16 protein-coding genes and 1 pseudogene are annotated in these 21,734 nt (G+C 30.2%); 1 reads left to right on the forward strand and 16 read right to left on the reverse strand.

What is annotated here, in order from left to right; translation table 11 throughout:
• Position 1 precedes the first annotated feature (1 nt).
• The 12 genes from WC223_02370 to WC223_02425 form a co-directional block, all read right to left on the reverse strand.
• Entirely contained in the window at positions 2-826 is an 825-nt protein-coding gene (locus WC223_02370) for an inositol monophosphatase family protein (GenBank protein ID MFA6923075.1), read from the reverse strand.
• Complete coding sequence (locus WC223_02375) at positions 819-1,922, reverse strand: hypothetical protein (GenBank protein ID MFA6923076.1); 1,104 nt, start codon at positions 1,920-1,922, stop codon at positions 819-821. The genes WC223_02370 and WC223_02375 overlap by 8 nt, the downstream gene beginning before the upstream one ends.
• Positions 1,923-1,942: 20 nt before the next feature.
• Positions 1,943-3,493 carry an altronate dehydratase family protein gene (locus WC223_02380; protein ID MFA6923077.1) on the reverse strand — a complete coding sequence of 517 codons (1,551 nt, stop codon included), beginning with the start codon at positions 3,491-3,493 and terminating at the stop codon, positions 1,943-1,945.
• 199 nt (positions 3,494-3,692) lie between these two features.
• Complete coding sequence (locus WC223_02385; GenBank protein MFA6923078.1) at positions 3,693-4,718, reverse strand: PorP/SprF family type IX secretion system membrane protein; 1,026 nt, start codon at positions 4,716-4,718, stop codon at positions 3,693-3,695.
• A gap of 524 nt (positions 4,719-5,242) precedes the next feature.
• Positions 5,243-8,950, reverse strand: a complete 3,708-nt coding sequence (locus WC223_02390; protein MFA6923079.1) for a LamG-like jellyroll fold domain-containing protein — start codon at positions 8,948-8,950, stop codon at positions 5,243-5,245.
• A gap of 64 nt (positions 8,951-9,014) precedes the next feature.
• Positions 9,015-9,701, reverse strand: coding sequence for an FAD-dependent oxidoreductase (locus WC223_02395; protein MFA6923080.1), 687 nt, complete (start codon positions 9,699-9,701; stop codon positions 9,015-9,017).
• Positions 9,698-11,008: a lipopolysaccharide biosynthesis protein RfbH gene (rfbH, locus tag WC223_02400; protein MFA6923081.1), complete on the reverse strand. Its 1,311-nt coding sequence runs from the start codon at positions 11,006-11,008 to the stop codon at positions 9,698-9,700. The genes WC223_02395 and rfbH overlap by 4 nt, the downstream gene beginning before the upstream one ends.
• A gap of 78 nt (positions 11,009-11,086) precedes the next feature.
• Positions 11,087-14,215: an N-6 DNA methylase gene (locus WC223_02405; protein MFA6923082.1), complete on the reverse strand. Its 3,129-nt coding sequence runs from the start codon at positions 14,213-14,215 to the stop codon at positions 11,087-11,089.
• A gap of 124 nt (positions 14,216-14,339) precedes the next feature.
• Complete coding sequence (gene rfbG, locus WC223_02410; GenBank protein ID MFA6923083.1) at positions 14,340-15,434, reverse strand: CDP-glucose 4,6-dehydratase; 1,095 nt, start codon at positions 15,432-15,434, stop codon at positions 14,340-14,342.
• A 5-nt stretch (positions 15,435-15,439) separates the two neighbouring features.
• Positions 15,440-16,225: a glucose-1-phosphate cytidylyltransferase gene (gene rfbF / locus WC223_02415; protein MFA6923084.1), complete on the reverse strand. Its 786-nt coding sequence runs from the start codon at positions 16,223-16,225 to the stop codon at positions 15,440-15,442.
• 64 nt (positions 16,226-16,289) lie between these two features.
• Positions 16,290-16,691 carry an SPOR domain-containing protein gene (locus WC223_02420; protein MFA6923085.1) on the reverse strand — a complete coding sequence of 134 codons (402 nt, stop codon included), beginning with the start codon at positions 16,689-16,691 and terminating at the stop codon, positions 16,290-16,292.
• 15 nt (positions 16,692-16,706) lie between these two features.
• On the reverse strand, positions 16,707-17,564 hold the full coding sequence (locus WC223_02425; protein MFA6923086.1) for a universal stress protein: 858 nt from the start codon (positions 17,562-17,564) through the stop codon (positions 16,707-16,709).
• A gap of 130 nt (positions 17,565-17,694) precedes the next feature.
• Between WC223_02425 and ruvB the strand changes: the two genes are divergently transcribed.
• Positions 17,695-18,720 carry a Holliday junction branch migration DNA helicase RuvB gene (ruvB, locus tag WC223_02430; GenBank protein MFA6923087.1) on the forward strand — a complete coding sequence of 342 codons (1,026 nt, stop codon included), beginning with the start codon at positions 17,695-17,697 and terminating at the stop codon, positions 18,718-18,720.
• A 40-nt stretch (positions 18,721-18,760) separates the two neighbouring features.
• Here ruvB and WC223_02435 read toward each other — a convergent pair whose 3' ends face one another.
• The 4 genes and pseudogenes from WC223_02435 to hisB form a co-directional block, all read right to left on the reverse strand.
• Entirely contained in the window at positions 18,761-19,690 is a 930-nt protein-coding gene (locus WC223_02435; protein MFA6923088.1) for a cation diffusion facilitator family transporter, read from the reverse strand.
• 25 nt (positions 19,691-19,715) lie between these two features.
• Positions 19,716-20,435, reverse strand: coding sequence for a 1-(5-phosphoribosyl)-5-[(5-phosphoribosylamino)methylideneamino]imidazole-4-carboxamide isomerase (gene hisA, locus WC223_02440; protein MFA6923089.1), 720 nt, complete (start codon positions 20,433-20,435; stop codon positions 19,716-19,718).
• Complete coding sequence (gene hisH, locus WC223_02445; GenBank protein MFA6923090.1) at positions 20,429-21,013, reverse strand: imidazole glycerol phosphate synthase subunit HisH; 585 nt, start codon at positions 21,011-21,013, stop codon at positions 20,429-20,431. The genes hisA and hisH overlap by 7 nt, the downstream gene beginning before the upstream one ends.
• Positions 21,014-21,071: 58 nt before the next feature.
• Positions 21,072-21,650 (reverse strand): annotated as a pseudogene (hisB, locus tag WC223_02450) (imidazoleglycerol-phosphate dehydratase HisB).
• Positions 21,651-21,734: the final 84 nt, after the last annotated feature.

Raw genomic sequence — 21,734 nt, forward strand, 5'->3', positions numbered from 1 at the left:
ATTATACTTTTATAAGATTTGATAAATTATTTTTTGTAATAATTTCAACAATTTGCTCTGATACACATTTGGCGCCAACTACATAATTAAAAGAATTAGCATTGTCAACTTGTTCAATATATATCTCACAACCAGCATTTTTTGCAATTGCAATACCACCGGCAATATCCCAGATTTTATTTGTAAAACCAATAACTGCACCGAATCTGCCTGAAGCAGCATAACAAATATTTGCAGCAGCAGAGCCGGTTCTTAAACATCCTCTGCTATTATCATTAAATTTTCCAAAAATTTCATATTGTTTTTTCTTATATTCTACATTTTGTGTTGAACCGGAAAAAGCCATAGACAATAAAGAATTTTTTAATTCACGAGGTTTTGACTTTAATGGCTTTCCATTGAGATATGAAATTCCATTGTTAGAAGTAAAAAATATTTCTTTTAATGCCGGAAAAATCACAGTTCCTACTTCAAAATCAAGGTTTATTCCTAAACCTACAGATATTCCAAAGAAAGGAATTGAAGAAATAAAATTAGTTGTACCATCAATTGGGTCAATATACCACGTAGGATTGTTGTTTGACAGGTTTAATGTTTTATTATCGAAGGTTTCTTCTCCGATAATTTCATAACTGGTTTTTAATAATTCTTTTATCAGAAAATGTTCAATAGCTATATCCAATTCTGTAACTATATCACGGAAACTTTCTTTAGATTTAATATTTATTAAATCTTTACTGTTGTTTTCGATAATTTCAGCAGCTGATGAAACTGCTTTCAACGAAACTTCAGCTTCTTCCGCCCAATTAAAATTTGATTTATTCATTTATAATTTTTTCAAGATTTTTAGCAATACTTTCAAAACGTTCTTCTAAAATAATTTCCAAAGCTTCTCCTTTTCTTAAACCCAAAATATATGTCATAAGCATTCTTGAAGAAAATGCTTTTCTCATAAATTCCAAATGATTATCAGGGTCGTTTTTATTAACAAATAAAAGTGCAGATACAATTCCGGTTAAAATATTATCAGGAGTAAATCCCACAGAAAGACAAATTTGAGCGGCTCCAATCAAACGTCCGTCAAGTTCAAGTTTTCTTAAAGGTTCTCTGGCAACACGTGAAATAGGGTCGCACAATAATTCATTAGAAAATCTGCGAAGTTCTTTTTCAGAATACCATTCTAAAAAAGGATGAGCAATATCCCATCTTGATTTAAGAGCCATTAGCATTTCGTTCATAGCTCCCTCAACAATTTTATATATCTTCGGATAATTCATTGCATCATGAAGATATTTTACTCCCATTAACGAGCCAAGATAAGCAGCAATACAATGTGGTGTATTATGCAAATATAATTTTGCTGTCCATTGTTTTTCTAATTCTTCTTTTGAACAATAATTTATATTTCCAAAAATTTTATCTGCTCCATTATCTACAAATAAAACGCCGTCTTCTGTATTAATTGCTAAAGGATTTAATTTAAGAACTTCTTCTGACGAAGTATTTGATGTTATAACATCAGGTATTCCAAAATAAACTTTATTATAATTAAGTGAATTTTTAACGATGTTCACTGTTTCAGGGTCATTTTCCAAAAGTATAATATCTACATTTGTTTCTTTTAATACACTTGCAGCATGCAAACAATTTCTTGGACCAACACTAATGAAAATAACTAAAACGTTTTTAATATTTTTAAAGTTAAATTCTTCAAGTAAATATGCTTCTTTTACAGGTACTATTTTCTTTTCAAGTTTACCGTTTTTTGAACAATATGTTGTAAATTGTTTGTTTTGTTTTAAAGTGCTTATGATAAAAGGGTCAACATCAACATAAATAAATTCATATTTATTATCAGGAAGTATCCATGGGATAAAGCCCCTGTTTATAGCTCCAGCTCCTATTAAAACTATATTTTGCATTTATTTAATAAATTTTATATTTATAATGTTTCTCCTGTATTCCATGGAACAAATTCTTCCCATCCTATGCCATTTTTTTCACTCTTGGTTTTTTCTCCATTAGCAATTTTAATAATGTATTTATATATTTCTTTACCAACTTCATTCATAATAATTCCCTCCAGAATTTTTCCGGCATTAATATCAATATCATTTTTCATTTTATCAAATATTGAAGTATTTGATGAAATTTTTATTGTTGGTGCAATAGAACAGCCATATAAAGAACCTCTTCCTGTAGTAAATGCAATAATTTGACAACCTCCTGCCACTAATCCGGTAACAGATACTGGATCGTAACCAGGTGTATCCATGAATATCAATCCATGCTTCGTTATATGCTCCGAATATTTTAATACTTGTTTGATATTTGAAGTACCGCCTTTGATAATTGCACCCAAACTTTTTTCCAATATCGTACTAATTCCCCCTTCTTTATTGCCAAGTGATAAATTATTATCTAAATTTACTTTATTTTTCTTGACATAACCTTGCCACCATGAAAAAATTTCTTTTAATTTCTTTTTATCTTTTGTATTCACACATCGTTGTAATAAATGATTCTCCGTGCCATTACATTCAGGATATTCGCCCAATACAATTGTTCCATTTTTATCAACAAAATAATCACCTGCAAAACCTAATGCGGGATTAGCAGTAATTCCAGATAAAGCATCACTTCCTCCGCAATTTAATCCGATAATTAACTTTGAAACAGGAATAATTGTACGTTCCGGTTTCTTAAAATTATTAATAAAATTCTCGATTTTTTTAATGCCTGATTTTATTGAACTATTTGCTCCTCCTGATTCCTGAATAGTAAAATATTCGATAGGTATTCTGTTTTCTTTGATTTTAACTAAGTCATTGTAACTATCAAACAATCCTTTTTCTGTGATAACTTCACATCCCAATCCTATTATTAAAGCACCAACAACATTAGGGTTATTCAACCATCCTAAAATTGTTTTTTTATATGTTTTATAAGTATCGCCATCTTTAGCTAGAGCACATCCTCCCGAATAACATACCGGAATTATTTCGTCAATATTTTTATTTGAAAAATCTTTATTTGAAAAATTATTGCATATTTTTTTTACAACAGTTGCCGAACAATTCGAAGAAGAAACAACAATAAAATAATTTCTTATTCCTGCACGCTTATCTTTTCTCAAATAACCATTAAAAGTATCGGGCAAGTCGTTGGGAAATATTTTGCTTTTACTGTTCTTATCAAATAAATTATTTGAAAATAAAATTTTTTCTGAATAATATATGTTGTGATTATGAACATGTTCTCCTGCTATAATTTTTTTTGAACTATAACCGATAATTTGTCCATATTTTATTATTTCTTTATTTTTTTCAATATCTCTAACAGCTATTTTATGCCATTGTTGAATTTCATCTCTTAATTTCATCTTTAGTTTAATATTTTGCTCTACATAAGCAGTATCTCCTAATTTGCCTTTTTTAGTAAGAATACTAACATTATCATTTGAATTTAATAATATACTTTTTACTAGAGCCACTAATATTTAGATTGAAATTATTTAATTAAATTTAATTTAAAATTCATTCCCATTCATCTGTTATAATTTTATTCAGAAGAATATTCTTAGAATATTTTATCATTTCAAAGGGACCGAAAATAAAATATGATAAGTATTTCCTAATTTCATTAAAAATTTTAGCAATATCTAATCATATTATCAATTATTTAAATATTATTTAAAATGAAGGCACTGTTTTAACAGGCGCATTTTTCTTTTCGAAAATATAAATTAAGCTGATTTCACAACCCCCTTTAGCATGACTCACATCACTAAGCGGCGACACATTTATATCATAACTTAATCCGATAGAATAATTATTTTTATATATTAAACGCACATAAGGAATCAATGCATCATTTAACCTGTAAAACCCACCAAATGTTATATTCGATGATACATTTACTCCTGTGTATTTTGAATCAACTCCTAATTTATACTTTATTATAAAACCCAAATCTGCTTCACAGGCAGTTCCTTGTTTAAGAAAAACGACAGAAGGAATTAATGTTATGTTTGAATTTTTCTCAATAAATTCCATATAACTATGAATAGTTAATTTAGAATGTAATCTATTATCATCATATATATAACCCTGTTTTGGGTTGTTCATGTAAAATTGGGCTATTCCTGTATTTAGATTAATGTTGTCTTTTATTTTAGCAATCCAGCACATGCCTGCAGATAAGTCGAAATAATTATAATTTGAAATAGTATATTTTTCTCCTGAATACAAAGATTTGTTAAAAATATTTCCGTCGTATTGGTTATCCCATGTTAAATCGCTGTAATTAATGCTTCTTTGCGCTCCGCCTCCCTGGATTGCGACAGTTAAAGTATTACGATTATTTAGTAATATCCGCGAAGCAACAGATAAATTAATTTCCGTTAAACCCATTTTGGAATCTCCCGCCTTATCACTAAAGACAGATAATCCCATATAAAGATTATCTTTAAAAACAGGAGCATCAATTGAATTTGCAAATGTTTGATAAGAGTTTTTATTTACAGCAACCCATTGACTTTTGTAATTGCTTGTGAAACGAAAATTACCATTGAACTGCCCTGTTAAAGCAGGATTTAAAAAAAGTGGAGAAGAAAAATACTGCGAAAAATGAATGTCCTGCGAATAAATTTTAGAACTTACAAATAAATAAATACTCATTGCCAGCAAATAAAACATTTTTCTAAAAATTTCATTCATGTGTATTTTTTTATTTTTATTAAATCGGCTACGTTTGTTAGCTGACGAATGCCCTAAAATATTCATCACTGTTTAGTATTTGTGAGAATCATGATTATTTGTATAAAATTTGGTTAATGTTTTGATTTTCAATACTAATTATTCTCATTTTTACGATTTTTGCTTTTTTAGTTGTTCACTCCCACAAATCCATTGAATAACCCCGCCTCACGAACCCACATGCGTTAGCTTCTTTCCAACAAAGTACTTGAAAAATTTCATTCATTTTTTTTTGTGACAATTTTTTTGTCATGTGGGGTTTCATCTGTAAAAATCATTGCACATCGACTTTTTAGACAGCCTTATTGAAAATAATTTTGTGAGAATTGAATTTTCTTTTTAATAAATTTTTTGTAAATTCCGGTTTTTAAATAAGAAAATAAAGTTAATAAATATGCCTGTTACAATATATCTGCTAAAATTTCATTTACAAAGATAAGATTTTAATTTTATATTTTTATAATACCAGAATTCATTTTGTTTTCTTACCTTACTAACGAAATATTTCCCTGTTTTTTTATTGTTCTTTTTTTACCTAAAGAAGTTTCGGCGCTTAGGTAATAAACAAAAACAGCAGCATCCATTTTTTTACCATTGAAAGTGCCGTCCCATCCGTGAGATAAATAGTGCGATTCAAAAACCTTTTGCCCCCAGCGGTCGTAGATGTAAAAATTAATATTCTCAATACATTTTCCACGAAGGTAAAGTATGTCGTTTTCATTATCACCGTTAGGAGAAAACGCAGAAGGAACATCAATATTGCAATTACAATCCTCTCCCTTGAAATGAATTGAATCTCTAAACGAACCGCAAATATTAGCAGCCCGTACAACATACAATCCTGTATCTTTAACTATATAATAATTCGATTTAGAGCTATCCTGCCATATATATGTATTACCGTTAACCGGCAATTGAATTGTAACTTTATCGCCGGTACAAATTGTTGTGTCATTTCCAAGATTAACATAAGGTGGTTCTTTTACAGCAATAATTATTGAATCACCTGTAGTTCCACAAATATCTGATACTCTCACCCAATATAAGCCGTGTTTTAAAACAGTGAAAGAAGATGCAGTAGAGCCATCCTGCCACAGATAAGATAAATAGTTTGGATTGTATGTGCTTAAAATTATTTGCTGACCGGAACAAATAGCCGTATCATTACCTAAGTTAACAGACGGAATTTGCATATTAATAAAATTTACCGTAATAGAATCAGTTGCTGTACATCCGTTATTATCGCTTCCTGTAACAAAATATTTTGTGGTGGAAGTTGGAGTTACAATAATTGTACTGTTTTGACTTCCATTGCTCCAGATATATGTAATGCACCCATTAACACTTATTGTATCATGCTGTCCGATACATATGCTGTTGTTACCAGTAACATTTATATTTGGATTTTGATAAACATTTACAACTACCTGCAATGTATTTGAACATCCATTTACATCACTTCCGGTAACAGAATAAATTGTGTTTGAAGTCGGATTAACTGAAATAAATGATGTAAAAATTCCATTACTCCATGTATAATTTAAAGCTCCTGATGCTGTTATTGTTGCTGATGAACCAAAACATACATTTTCGCCTGTAGTTGAAATTGTTGGTTTTGGATTTACAATAATATTTATGCTATCCATATTTGCACATCCATCAGCTGTGGTGGCAACGAGATAATATTTATTTGTTCCCAAAGCCCTGAAATAAGGATTGGCACAATCAGAACAACTCAAGCCGGTTGAAGGAGACCACTGAAACGTTTGATAGACGCCATTAGTGAAATAATGAAGCAAAATACTATCGCATGGACAAATACTTGTATCATTACCCAAATCTAAAGTAGGGGAAGGGAACAAAGTAATATTAACTGTATCCGATTGTATTCCTCCGCAGGAATCCTTTACGGTTACCCAGTATTTGCCTAAGTGATAAGCGGTATAGGTTCTGTTTTTACTGCCGTCATTCCAGAGATACTCTTTAAATCCTGTGCCTGCATCAAAGGTATGTGTAGCTGATGTACACATAGAAATATCAGAACCAAGGTCAAGTTTTGGAGAATTATTGTTTGCAACTTTAATATTAACAGAATCAACAGAAAAACAACTTCCATTATATACTGTTACATAATATTTACCGGAATTAGCTACATTTATTTTTTGTGTTGTTTCGCCTGAATTCCATTTATATGAACTCCCTGTATTTTTTGCATCAAGCTCCAATGAGTTCCCTTTGCATATAATTGTATCGTTTCCTAAATTAACAACAGGTTGATTTATACAACAAGGAGAGGTTCCTTTATATAAATCCAAAATTTCGCTATCGGTCAAAGCTCTGTTATATATGGATATATCATCAATCTTGCCATCACTGAATTCCAAAACACCCCAGGGACTTTTTCCTATGAATAATGGTCCTCCATTTGTGCTTCCCAAAGAACGATTTGCTCCTGCGCTGCCAATAAAATTTCCATTTATAAAAAATTTTACTTTGCCAATAGTTCTGTCATATGTAACTGCAACGTGATACCATTGATTAAAATTAGGTGTCCAAAGTGCAAGATATAAAGAATCATTCGTAAAAAAAGTTGATGCCTTTTTATATTTATCTGCAATTTCAAAACCCCATCCTTTATTATCAAAAAGTCTGCATTTTTGAAGAATGGGAAAAATATTCCAACTCTGATACCAATCTCTGATATATATCCATGTTGTTATACTTACAGCATTATTATTTTCAATTGACTCCAAAGAAGGGCTGTTATTTACAAGAATAAAATCATCAGTTCCATCAAAATCATAAGCACTATTTGAATTTCCGAATCTATCGGATGCTAAAGTTGCACCATGAACAGTTCCGTTATTTCCATTTCCGCTTTCATCATTAGCATTTCCATTAAATGGATAACAAGCAACTAACCCATTTTTATAAACCACAGTATCTCTCACAATAATGTCAATGGAATCAACAGCATCAAGGCAATAAAAAGTATTATTACTTATTGCTTTAAATTTCATCCAATAATACCCGGCAGCATTAAATGTGTAACTTGCATTAAGAGTAGTGCTGATAATTGTAGTCGGGTTAATATACCATTGATAATTATTAGAATTGGTTGCCGTGGCTGTAAAATTAATATTAGTTCCTATAGATATATTAACCGGAGAACCCGGAACAGTGATTTTAGCTGTTATAGGTGTTGGACATGGTGTTGCACAGCTCAAACAATTTAATAAACTGCTTCGTACATTTGTTAAAAAATACTGCATACGGCTGTATTGCCCTGGTGTAAATTTATCATAACAACTCAAACTGCTATAATCCATATAATCATCACTATAATCGGCGACATCGGTTTTAAAAGGATTGTTTGTACTTTTGTCGTCAGCATCAGTATTACACGAATTTGTCGGATGATTACATGAAGCAAATGTAGTTTGGTCTGGTGGAGTATCACATACCAGGTCGCCGTCTATCAGGCAATCATCGTTTTTACAGCCATTTTGAAAAGTATGATATAAACCGAGATAATGCCCTATTTCATGCGTTCCGACAGCATCGCTTACTGCACTGCTGCCAAAATAATTTGCTTCCAGCACAACGCCGTCCATATTTAATCCGTGAGCAGAAGGCAAGTAAGCATAACCTATTACACCGCTTCCCATGCTTTGACTCAATATTTCTTTTATTACCCATATATTCAGGTAGCAATAGGGGTTCCAGCAGTTGATATTTTTTAGTGAAATATCATCAACTTCCATTGTTTCAGTTGTAAGTGCGGATACGTTTCTTGTAATGCCGTTGGTGGTATTGCCTTGCGGGTCGCGTTGTGCCAGGCAAAACTGAATGCGGTAATTATTGCTTTGAGCATACTTTGCATTTATATCAGCAATAGCAGTTTCCACCTGAGTATTGGAAATATTTTCAGGACCGTTGTTATGTATGATATGCACTACAACCGGAATATAAACAGTTGTTCTGGAACCCTGTAATAATGTATTATTGCTTTCAATAAAATACTTAAATGCTTTTGCGTCCAAATTATTTTGTGATTGGTGTAACATGGAATTTTTCTGCATTAGATCATCAGCAGCACAGCCGGTGAATACATCTTTGTTTTTGTTTTGTGCGAAAGAAAAATTGCATAAAACAATTATCAGAAAAAATATTTGCAGAATATTTTTAGGCATTGAATATTTCTTTTTGATGTAAAGTTTTGAAATATAGTTTTAATATTTTTTGGAAGAATTAATATTATTCCCATTCATCCGTTATAATTTTATTTGGGAGAATATTATTATTAACAAGAATATTCTTAAAATATTTGAGCATTTCAAAGGGACCGGAAATTAAATATGATGAATTTTTTCCATTTTCATCAATAATTTTCTCAATATCTAATTTTCCATTTAAGTTTTCAAATATTAATTTTATTGTTAAATCAGTATTTTTAATATTTTCCAAGTCATTTTGATAAATATTATAGTTTTCATTTTTTAATCCGAAGTATAATTTTGGTTTTAAAAATTCTTTAAAAGATTTATCAAGAAACAATGATAAAAAAGGCGTAATTCCTGTACCACCGGCAATAAATACACAATTATTTTTATCTGAAAATTGATTAAAAAAATTTCCGAACGGCATTTTTAATGAAATTGTTTTTCCTGTTTGTAGTTCTTTCGACATTCTTGTTGTATAATTCCCTTTAACAGCAAATGTAATTCTGATATTTTGTTCTGTAGGGCTTGATTGCATTGAAAAACATCTTGATTCGGGCCATGGAAAAGAAGGGTCATAAGTTTCCAAACTCAAATGTAAAAATTGTCCCGGCGAAAAAGTAAATTTTCTGTTTTCCGTTGATTTTAATTCAACACAATAAATATTATCAATAGGATTGGCAATATTAACAACTTCGGCAATATATTTTTTTATTAAACTCATTTTATTGAATCAATAAATTGATTAAGGACATCACTGATATAATTAATCATTTCATCGGTTATTCCCGGATACGTTCCAAGAAAGAAAGTATTGTTCATTATAAAATCCGTATTTTCCAAATGTTCAGCAATTCTAAAATTTTTTCTGATAAAAGCGGGTTGTTTGGTTATGTTGCCTGCAAACAGATTTCGGGTTTCAATGTTATTATTATTAAAATAATTAATCAATTCATTTCTTGAAAACGGAGATTTTTCTTTAACACTTACTATAAATGAAAACCATGCTGGCTCGCTTTTTTCGGTTGCTACCGGTAAAATAAAAAAATCATTATATTTAGAAAATACTTCAGAAAGTTTCTTGAAATTACTTTTTCTTTTCATGCAGAACTCCGATAATTTATCAATCTGAACCGAGCCGATTGCTGCCTGCATATCTGTCATTTTTAAATTATATCCTATTTCGGAATAAACATATTTATGGTCGTATCCGGCAGGCAGATTCCCAAACTGCTGGGTGAATCTTTTCCCGCAAGTATTATTTTCACCACCTGCACAATAACAATCTCTTCCCCAATCTCTGAAAGAACGGATTATCTGAGCTAATTCATCATTATCAGTTATAACAGCACCACCTTCGCCGGTAGTAATGTGGTGTGCAGGATAAAAAGAAAATGTTCCTATATGACCGAAAGTTCCTGTAAATTTATCATTATATTTACTTCCGAATGCATCGCAATTATCTTCAATTACCCATAAATCATTTTCTTCTGCAATTTTTAAAACCTCATCAATATTGAAAGGATTTCCAAGAGTATGAGCAATAAAAATACAACGGGTTTTTTTTGATATCGCTTTTTTGAGCATTTCAATATCAATGTTGTAGGTGGGAATAGAAACATCAACAAAAACGGGAATTAAATCATTTTGAATTATTGGAGCCACAGTAGAAGGAAAACCAGCAGCAACAGTTATAACTTCATCTCCCTGTTTTAATTTTTTGTTTCCTAATTTCTCTGAAGTTAGGGCGGATAATGCTAATAAATTTGCGGAGGAACCGGAGTTGCACAATAAAACATTTTTAACTGAAAGAAAATCTGAAATTTTTTCTGCAAATTTTTCTGAAAATCTTCCTTCCGTTAACCAAAAATCCAAACAAGAATCAACCAAAACCTGTATTTCCTTTTCATCAAAAATTCTTCCTGCGTACATTACTTTATTGCCATACTTATAATTCTTTTTCCCAAATTTAAGATTATAGTATTCTTTTATCAGTTCAAATATTTTTAATCTTATTATTTTTTCGTCCATTTTAAATCAAATAATTTTTTTAAGATTGCTTTTAAGATTTAATACGGCAGGCATTGCCTGCCATATCTTAATAAAACATTAATCGAAATCAATTTCTGTTTTATTTATTTTGTCTAACTCCTCTGTTATACTTTTTTTAATTTGTTCTATCTTTTTATATTTCTCTGCAATTTGTTTTTGTGCTTTCAAATCATATTCTCCATTTGTATTAATAGGAACTTGGATTTCTATGGGTTTAATTTTAGCAACAGTAGGTTTGTTTTCCCAATTAAAATTAAATTCTATAAACTTCTTTTTAAGTTCAAACAACAAATAATAATAATCTAGCTTTTCATCTTTTTTAATTAGCAATCTTGCATCTCCATTTATACTATATTTATGCTTATCTCGATAAAAAACAGTTCCCGCATAAACCCCATTTGTAGTAATTTGAATACATTCAGTATCGTGGTCGTAAGTATTAATATAACCAAAAATACCATTTTGTTTTGTGTTTGCCGAATAAACTACATATTCGCCTTTATTTGAATTTAAATAATCTTGTGTTAATTTTGAGTTGCCACTTATAATATTAAATAATTTGTCAATTATAAATAATTTAGTTTTATAATTATCTTCTATTTCAACATTTAATTCTTCAATATATTTTTTATGTTGAACTATTTTTAATTTTAATTCTGAAATGTATTCATGTTTTTCAATTACTTCTTTCTGCTTTTCTATGTCAATGCTATGATTTTTATTAAAAGGAATAGGAATATATAATTTTAATACTCTCTCCATTGAGCATTTATGATTAAAATTAAACCCTTCTTTAATCATACTATTTTGAATTACTATTTTTAAATAGTTATAAATTAAATTATTTTTATACTCATCTTTAATTTTTAAAACCTTTACTTTTTCATATGGCACAAATAAATTTGTTCTATAAAAAACAAAATTAGCACTCCCATCTTTATTCCATGTGAGAACATTTTTGTATTTTTTCCATTTGCTATCAGCCGAAACCCAACCAAATATTAAATTTTCTTCTTTTGATGCTGAATAAACAGGAATATTAAATTTATTAGTTTTTTCTATACTTACATCATTTCTTTTCAATCCAGAATTTGTGGATGGAGAATCTAAAAATTTTTCAATTAAGATTTCTTTGAAAGTTATTTCAGATTTTTTTTTTTCAGAAAGTTGTAAAATTTCTTCTTTAAAACTTAATATATTGTTAGCTACATCTTCGATTAAACTTGGTACTTCCTCAAACTTTATACTTTTATCTTCTTCAACAATTCCTAATTCAACTTGTTCGTCTTTACTCCACCACCTATCAACAGACCAATGATTTTCAGGTTTAAATTTTTCAAAGGGTTGTATCTTGCACCTTTTACCTCCACTATTATTTTCAATAAAATATTCTTTGCTTCCTCTAAATGCTTTGAATAATTTTACGGCTTCTTTTAAATCATCTTGTTCAATATCGAAACGATAAATATCTCTACTTTCGCCAATTTCGCTAACTAAATAAGTAAATACAGGATTTATTTGAACATCTTTTTTATTCGCTTTTTTTGTAATGCAAAGTATGTATGTTTTCTTTGGTGTTGTAAAAAATGTTTTTAATGGAAGTGAAATTATTCCATCAATATAACATTCATCAATTATAAATTGGCGTAAATTTTTATCATTCTGACGATTTAAAATTCCATCGGGAACAACTATGAATGCTTTACCATTTGGCTTTAATGCGCGAATAATCCATTCCATAAATAACCCCTCAACACCCATTGCATTTATTTTATAGTATTTTTCTAAATCACCATCTTTTTTTATTTCTTCTTTTAGGTTACTACAGCCACTTGTTACATAAGGTGGATTTGTTAGTATCAGGTCATATTCGTTTTCAACAGTTTCAGAAAGTGTTCCTAAAATTGAATTTGTTTTTAATGTAAAACTTTCATTAAATAAATCGGAAAATTCTTTTGTAATGCCTGAATTTTCTTTAATCAAATCTGAAAAATAAATAAGCATATTAGCTTTTGCTAATATTATTGTTTTTTGCTCGTCTTTATCAAAACCTTTATCGAATCCGTGAATTGTAATTTTAGGAATTAGTTTTCCTTTTTTTATTTCATAGAATTGGTCGAGCTTTGTAATTATTGGTTCTAATAAAAACTTTCCAACTCCGCATGCAGGATCGCAAATTTTAATACCTTCTTTTATATCTTCTTTTGCCATTTCAACAATAGCTCTAACAACTTTTAGAGGTGTGAAAAATTGGCCCCAATTTTTTTTGCTGATACTTTCTTTCAAGAAACTTTCAAAAAGTTGACTTTTAAAATCGTAATCAATATGCTCAAGCTTACCATAATCTTTAAATTTTCCAAGAACTTTCTTAAAAACAGTACTGTAACCTTTTACGGCTTTTTGGTCTTTACTAACAAAAATAGTTCCATTGATAATTGTTGTTTTGTCAATAGGATTTTCAGGAAAAAGAGTTTTTATTTTTGGACGTATAACACCTGCATATGTTTCTAATACCTCTTCTGCTGTGTTTGATTCAAAACTCTCAATTAAAGTATTAAAATTATAAATACCTTGTAAAACTCCTAAATCACTTAAATATTTAAAAATAAAAAGCTCAACAAATGTATATAGGCAATTCTCAGGCGTAGCTCCAGCAACAGACCATATGTCTTGCCATATCTGTTTTGCTAAATCAGTTGGGTTAACAAATTTTTTGGGTTTTATTTGGTCATTAAGTTCGTTAATTGAATAAATTATTTTTTCAATTAATTCTTGGAGATTTTCATCTTTAAGATTAAAATTAGTTTTTATTTCTTTTCCTTTTTCGTCCTTTATTCTGTTTCCGGTTAAAACATTTACCCAGATTGTATCTTTTGTATCAGTAGCAATTATAATATGAGCTTCTAATTTTTTTGCAACTTCTATTTCTTGATTTATAGCTTTATCCTTTTGTTCATCTGTTTTAAATCCAGAAGGTTTTTTAAATTCAACTATAGCAATTACATTTTTCTTTTGAACAATTAATCCATCAACTTTCTTTTTTTCAACATCAGTATAATCAATATTTCTAATAATACCATGCTCTTTTAATGCTTTTACTGTTGTTGCGCCAATATTGTAAAAATCCCATTTGCCAATTTTCTCAGGATTTTTTAATAAATCACGTTGTAATAATTCTTCACTCATAAATATTTTTGAGTTTTAAGATTTATTTTTAATAAACCATTTTGACAAATATAATATTTTTTGAAATGCTATTTTATGTAAAAAATATTTTAAGATAGAGTACTGTTAAATTACTCAATATAGCTTATGAAATTTCGGATTTTTTAATATATTCATCAATTTGCTTCAAACTAAATTTGTATGCATCAAATTTTTCATCTTCATAAAAATTTTTATACCACTCGCAAGTGTTTGCAATTGCCTCATTTGCTTTAAAAACGGGTTTCCATTTCAAATAAAAATTTGCTTTACTGATGTCGAGTTTTAAAAAATTTGCTTCGTGAAATTTATTGTCGGTTTCAACTTTGTAGTTGCCTTTTCCCCAAATGTCAATTAATTTTTTAACAACATTTTCTACTTCAAGAACATCTTCATTTGTTGGACCAAAATTCCAGCTATCACTATATTTTACGCCTTCGGTAAATAATTTTTCACCAAGAAGCAAATATCCTGAGAGCGGCTCTAATACGTGCTGCCATGGACGTGTAGCTTTCGGATTTCTGATTATGATTGTTTCATTTTTACTGATTGATTTTACACAATCGGGAATTAATCTGTCATCAGCCCAGTCGCCGCCGCCAATTACATTGCCTGCACGAGCTGAGGCAATTGCTACATTATGCTTTTTGCCGAAATCATTTATATTGAAAAAAGAATTTCTGTAAGCATTTGTAATTAATTCAACACAACCCTTACTCGAGCTATAAGGGTCGAAGCCGCCCATTGCATCATTTTCCCGGTAACCGTATATCCATTCTTTATTTTCGTAGCATTTATCAGATGTAACAATAACAACAGATTTAACGCTTTTTGTTTTTCTAACAGCTTCAAGCAAATTTATTGTTCCCGTGATGTTAGTTTCATAAGTTAATTTTGGTTCCAAATATGATAATCTAACTAAGGATTGTGCAGCTAAATGAAATACTATTTCGGGTTGTGTCTCGTTGAATATTTTTGTTAAATTGGCTATATCAAGCACATCACCTTTTATATGATTGATTTTGTTTTGTATTCCTAAAGTATCAAATAAATTAGGATTTGTTGGAGGAGCTAAAGAATAACCTGTTACTTTTGCGCCCAGATTAACCAACCACAGTGTAAGCCAAGAACCTTTAAACCCGGTATGTCCGGTAATCAGGACTTTTTTATTTTTATAAATATTATTGAAAATTGTTTTCATAAATATTATTTTTCCCAAATTTTCCAGGGGGCTTTATTTTTGCTCCATAATTCCTCAAGTTCAATTTTGTCTCTTAATGTATCCATTGGTTTCCAAAATCCATAATGTTTGTAAGCAACGAGCTGCTCGTCTTTTGCAATAGTTTCCAATGGTTTTTTTTCCCAAATAGTGGAATCTCCATCAGAAATATAATCAAATATTTTAGGTTCGAGTATGAAAAAACCACCATTAACCCATGAATTATCTCCTTTGGGTTTTTCCTCAAAAGCAAAAACATTTACTTCTTCTTTTTCATCAAATTTAATAATTCCGAAACGTCCTGTTGGCTGAACAACAGTTACCGCTGCAGATTTCTTATGTTTTTTATGAAAAGAAACAAGTTCATTTATATTAACATCTCCGATGCCGTCGCCATAAGTAAGCATGAATGTTTCATTATTTACATATTTTTCTATTTTTTTAATTCTTCCTCCCGTCATTGTATTTTGGCCTGTATCAACTAAGGTTATTTTCCATTTTTCGGCGTGTGAATTGTGAATTTCCATTTTATTTTTTTCTAAATCAATTGTCAAATCGGATTGATGCAAAAAATAATTTGAAAAATATTCTTTAATTAAATATCCTTTGTAACCAAGACAAATAATAAATTCATTAAATCCATAATGGGAATAGATTTTCATTATGTGCCACAATATAGGTTTGCCGCCTATTTCAACCATTGGTTTTGGTTTAAGGTCTGTTTCTTCACTAAGACGAGTTCCATAGCCACCTGCTAATATTACTACTTTCATATCCTTAAAAATTAGACTTTAATTTATATTAATGAAGCATAAATTATACTTTAATATTAAAGCTTCAAAGTTTCGGAAAATTAATAACATCCTTAACTATAAACGAATTTTGAAATTCTGTTTCAATAGTTTTTAAAAACCTTTCGGCATCAAGGCGGGTACGAAAATCACCAACCCTTATTTTGAAATAAGGTTGCTGAAAAAGCAGGTATGCCTGAGTATCAGGATATTTATTTAAAAAATCATGTTTTACCTTTTCTGCTTTATTTCTTGCGTTATTTCCGGAATCAAAAAAGATTTGTATTCTGTAACCGTTAATTCCCTTAGAATGTTCATTGAAATTGATATGTAATTTTACAAGTTCATCTATTTTTGAATCCTGAATAATTTCAACATTTCCTTCATTTTGGGAATAAAGTTTTAAAAAACAAAAAAGAATAAAAATAAAAACCGTTAAATGTTTCATTCGGTAATTTGAAGATTAATATTTAAATACATTAAGTTTTCCTTTTTCTTCAGGTCGGATTGTTATTATCGGAATATTACTACGATTAACCATTTGCTGCGCATAAGTACCCAGAAGTATATTTTGAGTTGAGGTTTCCTGTTCAGTCATAATAACAATAAGTTCGGCTTTTACCAGTTCTGAATAGTCCATAGTAATTTTTGCAATATTGCTTCCTGTAATCATTTTTGTTTGAAATTGCAGTTTTCTGTTATTTATGTACGTTGAAACCTGCGTGAGGTATGCATTAAGTAATTTAGTGGTTTCTGCTGAAGTTGAATTTGAAACACAAAGAACATGAAGTTCAGCTTTGAATAATTCAGCCAAATCACAGGCAAACGGAACTTTTTGACGTGATTCTTCACTTGTATCTATCGGAAGAACTATTTTTGTTATTGAACTCGGACAAATACCTTTCCTTATTGTCAAAACAGGACACTCTGAAGCAGATACAATTCTGAAAGCATTGCTTCCCATAAAAAATTCCTCAAACCCTGATGCTCCGTGTGTGGTACAAACTATCATATAAGCATCGTTATACTTTGCCTGATTTACAACTTCTTCATAAATACTTCCTTTACGTATTTTGTAATTCAGCTTACAGCCGGCTTTAAGTTTACTTTTAAATTTATCTATTATTTCTTCAAATTGTGCTTCTGCCCATTCCAGTTCTTCTTTTACCGAAACCGAGAGGTAATCACTTGTGGTTTTTCTTTGTACATAAACCATGCAGATGTTTTTCTTTAAAGCATTTGAAAAAACAATAGCTAAACGCAGACCGTTCAATGATTCCTTTGAAAAATCAATTGGAACTACAATACTTTTACTTTTCATAAAGTTAATTTTGACTTGATTTCAAGAGGCTAATATAAAAATATTTTTTTATTTAAAAATATTTATGTTTGTGAATTATAGAAAAAAGTATGAAATTTATTGTTAATTTTGTTTTTGTTTAATTTTTTTTATGAATGAAAATCTGAACACAGACCCGGAAAATCTGACACAAGTTGATAAGGAATTTGAAAAACTTCTGAGACCTTCGGCTTTTAATGATTTTGTTGGGCAAAGCCAGATTATAGAAAATCTAATAATTTTTGTAAGAGCTGCAAAACAAAGAAATGAAGCTCTTGACCATGTTCTTCTGCATGGTCCTCCCGGCTTGGGTAAAACAACACTTGCGTACATAATTGCGAATGAACTGAACGTAGGAATAAAAGTTTCATCAGGTCCTGTTTTAGATAAACCGGGTGACCTTGCGGGGTTACTTACCAACCTTGGTGAATTTGATGTTTTATTTATTGATGAAATACACCGCCTTAGTCCTGTTGTTGAAGAATATCTGTATTCGGCTATGGAGGATTATAAAATAGATATAATGATTGATACCGGACCTAATGCGAGAAGTGTTCAGTTAAAGCTGAATCCTTTTACATTAATCGGAGCAACTACACGTTCGGGTTTACTTACGGCTCCCCTTAGAGCAAGGTTCGGAATAACTTCACGTCTCGAATATTACGAATCAAAACTTCTGAAAAATATTATTAAACGCTCTGCGGGTATTTTAAATGTTCCATTACTTGAAACCGCAGCAGAAGAAATTTCCCGAAGAAGCCGCGGAACACCTCGTATTTCCAATGCATTGCTTAGAAGAATAAGAGATTTTGCCCAAATAAAAGGCGATGGCACCATTGATGAAAAAATAACACAATATGCTTTAAATGCACTGAATGTTGATGAACACGGTCTCGATGAAATGGATAATAAAATTCTCTCAACAATAATTGATAAATTTAGTGGAGGTCCTGTTGGGATTTCAACCATATCAACCGCTGTTGGCGAGGAAGCCGGTACTATAGAAGAAGTTTATGAACCATTTTTGATACAGGAGGGATACATTTCAAGAACGCCACGCGGAAGACAAGTTACTGAACTTGCTTATAAACATCTTGGAAGAAAATATAATAAACTTCAAAACGGTTTGTTCGGTTGAAAAAAATAAAATTTGCTAAGGGTAATATCGAAAACTACAATCATTTTTCGGGGTCATAAATAAGTTGCATAGTCACACTGTTTACTTTATTTTTAGAAAGCACTTCTTTGATTTTTTTCCTGAGTTTTTTTGTTTCACTCAGCATCATATCGCTTTTTAATTCAATATGACAAAATACCTGAATATCATTGTCGCCGAAATTTATTGCTTTTATTTTAAGTAAGTGTTTTACTTCAGGAAAAGCCTGTATTTCAAATTTAATTTTTGATAAACTTATGTCTTCGGGAACCGAATTCATAGCCGAAAAGAATGCCTGCTTTATTGAATAAAATGTTTCCCTGAAAATTAGTACAGCAATAAAAAAAGTTGCAATGGAATCAACAACGTAATTGTTGTAATAAAAAGAAAAAATTCCGCTGATAACCACTATTACCGAAGAGAATAATCCTAAAGTCTGGTTATTAAAAAAATGTTTGAGTTTTTGACTTTTTTTCGAACTCTTATATAAAAGAAGTATTGAAATAAGGTTTGCAAGAAATCCGGCAGAGCCGAATATAATAACTTTATGCACATCAATATTTCCCTCTGTATCAATTGCCCTGTATGCCTCAACCAAAAATAATGATGTTAAAACAATGAAAAGAATCGCTTTGAAAAAAATAATTATGATTTCAAGTCTTTTTATTTTTAAAGCCGTTTCAAAATTATCTTCGCGTTTGTTTTTTTTACTGATGGAATAATTTATTAAAATGGAAATTACGTAATCTAATTTTTTAAATGCATCTAATGATAATGCAATACTATTAGATAAAACACCAATTATAATTTGTACAACTGAACTAGAAAAATTAAAAATCAAACTTATGATTAAATTCGGATTGTAATAAATGGATTTGTTTCCATAATTACTGTGGTATATATGAGAATGCCCGTTGTTACCGTAGTTATTTTTGTTTTTATTGTCTGGCATTTGTTTTTATTTTTCGGAAACAAATTTATAAATATTTTTTTAACTCACTTAGTTGAAAAATTCCTTCATAAATAGCTTTACCTATAATTACTCCGTAAATATTTTGCTCTGCTGTTTTTTCAATATCATTTATTGAAGAGATTCCGCCGCTTGCAATGAGATTAATATTGGGAAAAGCGGCAATGATTTTTTTATACAAGTCAAATGAAGGTCCTTCAAGCATTCCGTCTTTGCTTATATCGGTGCATGTTACAAATTTTAAATTTTCACTTTCAAAACTTTTAATAAAATCAAAAATTGATATTTTTGTTTTCTCTTGCCAGCCGTGTATTGCAATATTTTCATCTTTTACATCGGCACTCAGAATTATTTTTTCATTTGAATATTTTTTGAGCAGGTTTTTAAAAAGCTCAGGTTGCTTTACTGCCATACTGCCTATATTTACCTGATTTGCTCCACAATCAAAAATAATTTCAATATCTTTTTCAGTTTGAATGCCTCCGCCAAAATCAATAAGCAAAGAAGTTTTTGAAACAATTTTTTCGAGAATATTGTAATTTACCACGCGTTTTTCTTTTGCTCCGTCCAAATCGACCAGATGCAAATATTGCAAGCCCGCATCTTCAAATTGTTTTGCAACTTCAAGAGGATTTGTGTTGTAAATTTTCTTTTGTGAATAATCACCTTTTGTAAGCCTTACACACTTTCCATCAATAATATCAATGGCGGGAAAAATTTTTAACATAATTCAATAAAATTTTTTAAAATTAAACTGCCTTCTTTACTGCTTTTTTCGGGATGAAACTGAACTGCGTAAAAATTGTTTTTATGCAAAGCAGCACTAAATGACAGAATATATTCGCAGCTTGCAATTGAATTTTCATTTAATTCGGCATAAAAACTGTGAACGAAATATACGTAACTTTCTTCAGTTAATCCTTTAAACAAAGGACTTTTTAGATTATAAATATTATTCCACCCTACGTGAGGAACTTTTTGTTTTGGCGGAAATAATTTTATTTTATTTTCAAAAATTCCAAGACACTTCGTTTCGTTTTCTTCCGAATATTTGCAAAGCAGCTGCATGCCGAGACAAATACCAAGTACTGGCTGTTTCAACGAAACAATAATTTCATCAAGTTTCGTTCTTTTCAGACATTCCATTGTGGTGCTTGCTTCGCCAACTCCGGGGAAAATAACTTTATCCGCACTTTTTATTTCCTCTGCATTGTCGGTAAGAACAGTATCTATTCCCAGTCCTTGCAAGGCAAAAACCACCGATTGTATATTTCCTGCATTATATTTTATTATTGCAATCTTCATTCAATTATTCGTTTGTTCATTTATTCGAATGTTCGTTTGTTCGAATGTTCAATTGTTCTTAGAGTTTTCCTTTTGTACTTGGAATATTTTTATTTTTCGGGTCTTTTTTTACAGCCATTTTAATTGATTTTGCAAATGCTTTAAAAATTGCCTCAATTTTATGATGTTCATTTTTACCTTCAGCTTTAATATTCAAATTACATTTTGCAGTATCGGTGAATGATTTGAAGAAATGATAAAACATCTCTGTCGGCATATCACCGATTTTTTCTCTTTTAAATTCGGCATTCCATTCAAGCCAGCTTCTGCCCGAAAAATCTATTGCAACCTGTGCAATGCTGTCGTCCATAGGTAATAAAAATCCATAACGTTCAATTCCTTTTTTATCACCGAGAGCTTTATTGAAAGCTTCTCCGAGTGCAAGTGCAGTGTCTTCAATAGTATGATGCTCGTCAACATGCGTATCGCCTTTCACAATAATTTCCAAATCCAGATTGCCGTGTTTGCCGATTTGTTCGAGCATGTGGTCAAAAAAACCAATGTCTGTTTTAATTTTTGATTTTCCTTGTCCATCAAGATTCAAAAAAATCTTTATATCGGTTTCTTTTGTCTTTCTTTCAACCTTTGACTGCCGCTTTAATTTTATTGTTGTGGATTTTTTCATAAAAAAATTTCAATGTCTGCAAAGGTAAGAAATTTTAAAACGAAGCAAAAAGCGAAA

This window comes from Bacteroidales bacterium (assembly GCA_041671145.1).
Classification (GTDB): Bacteria; Bacteroidota; Bacteroidia; order Bacteroidales; family JAHJDW01; genus JAQUPB01.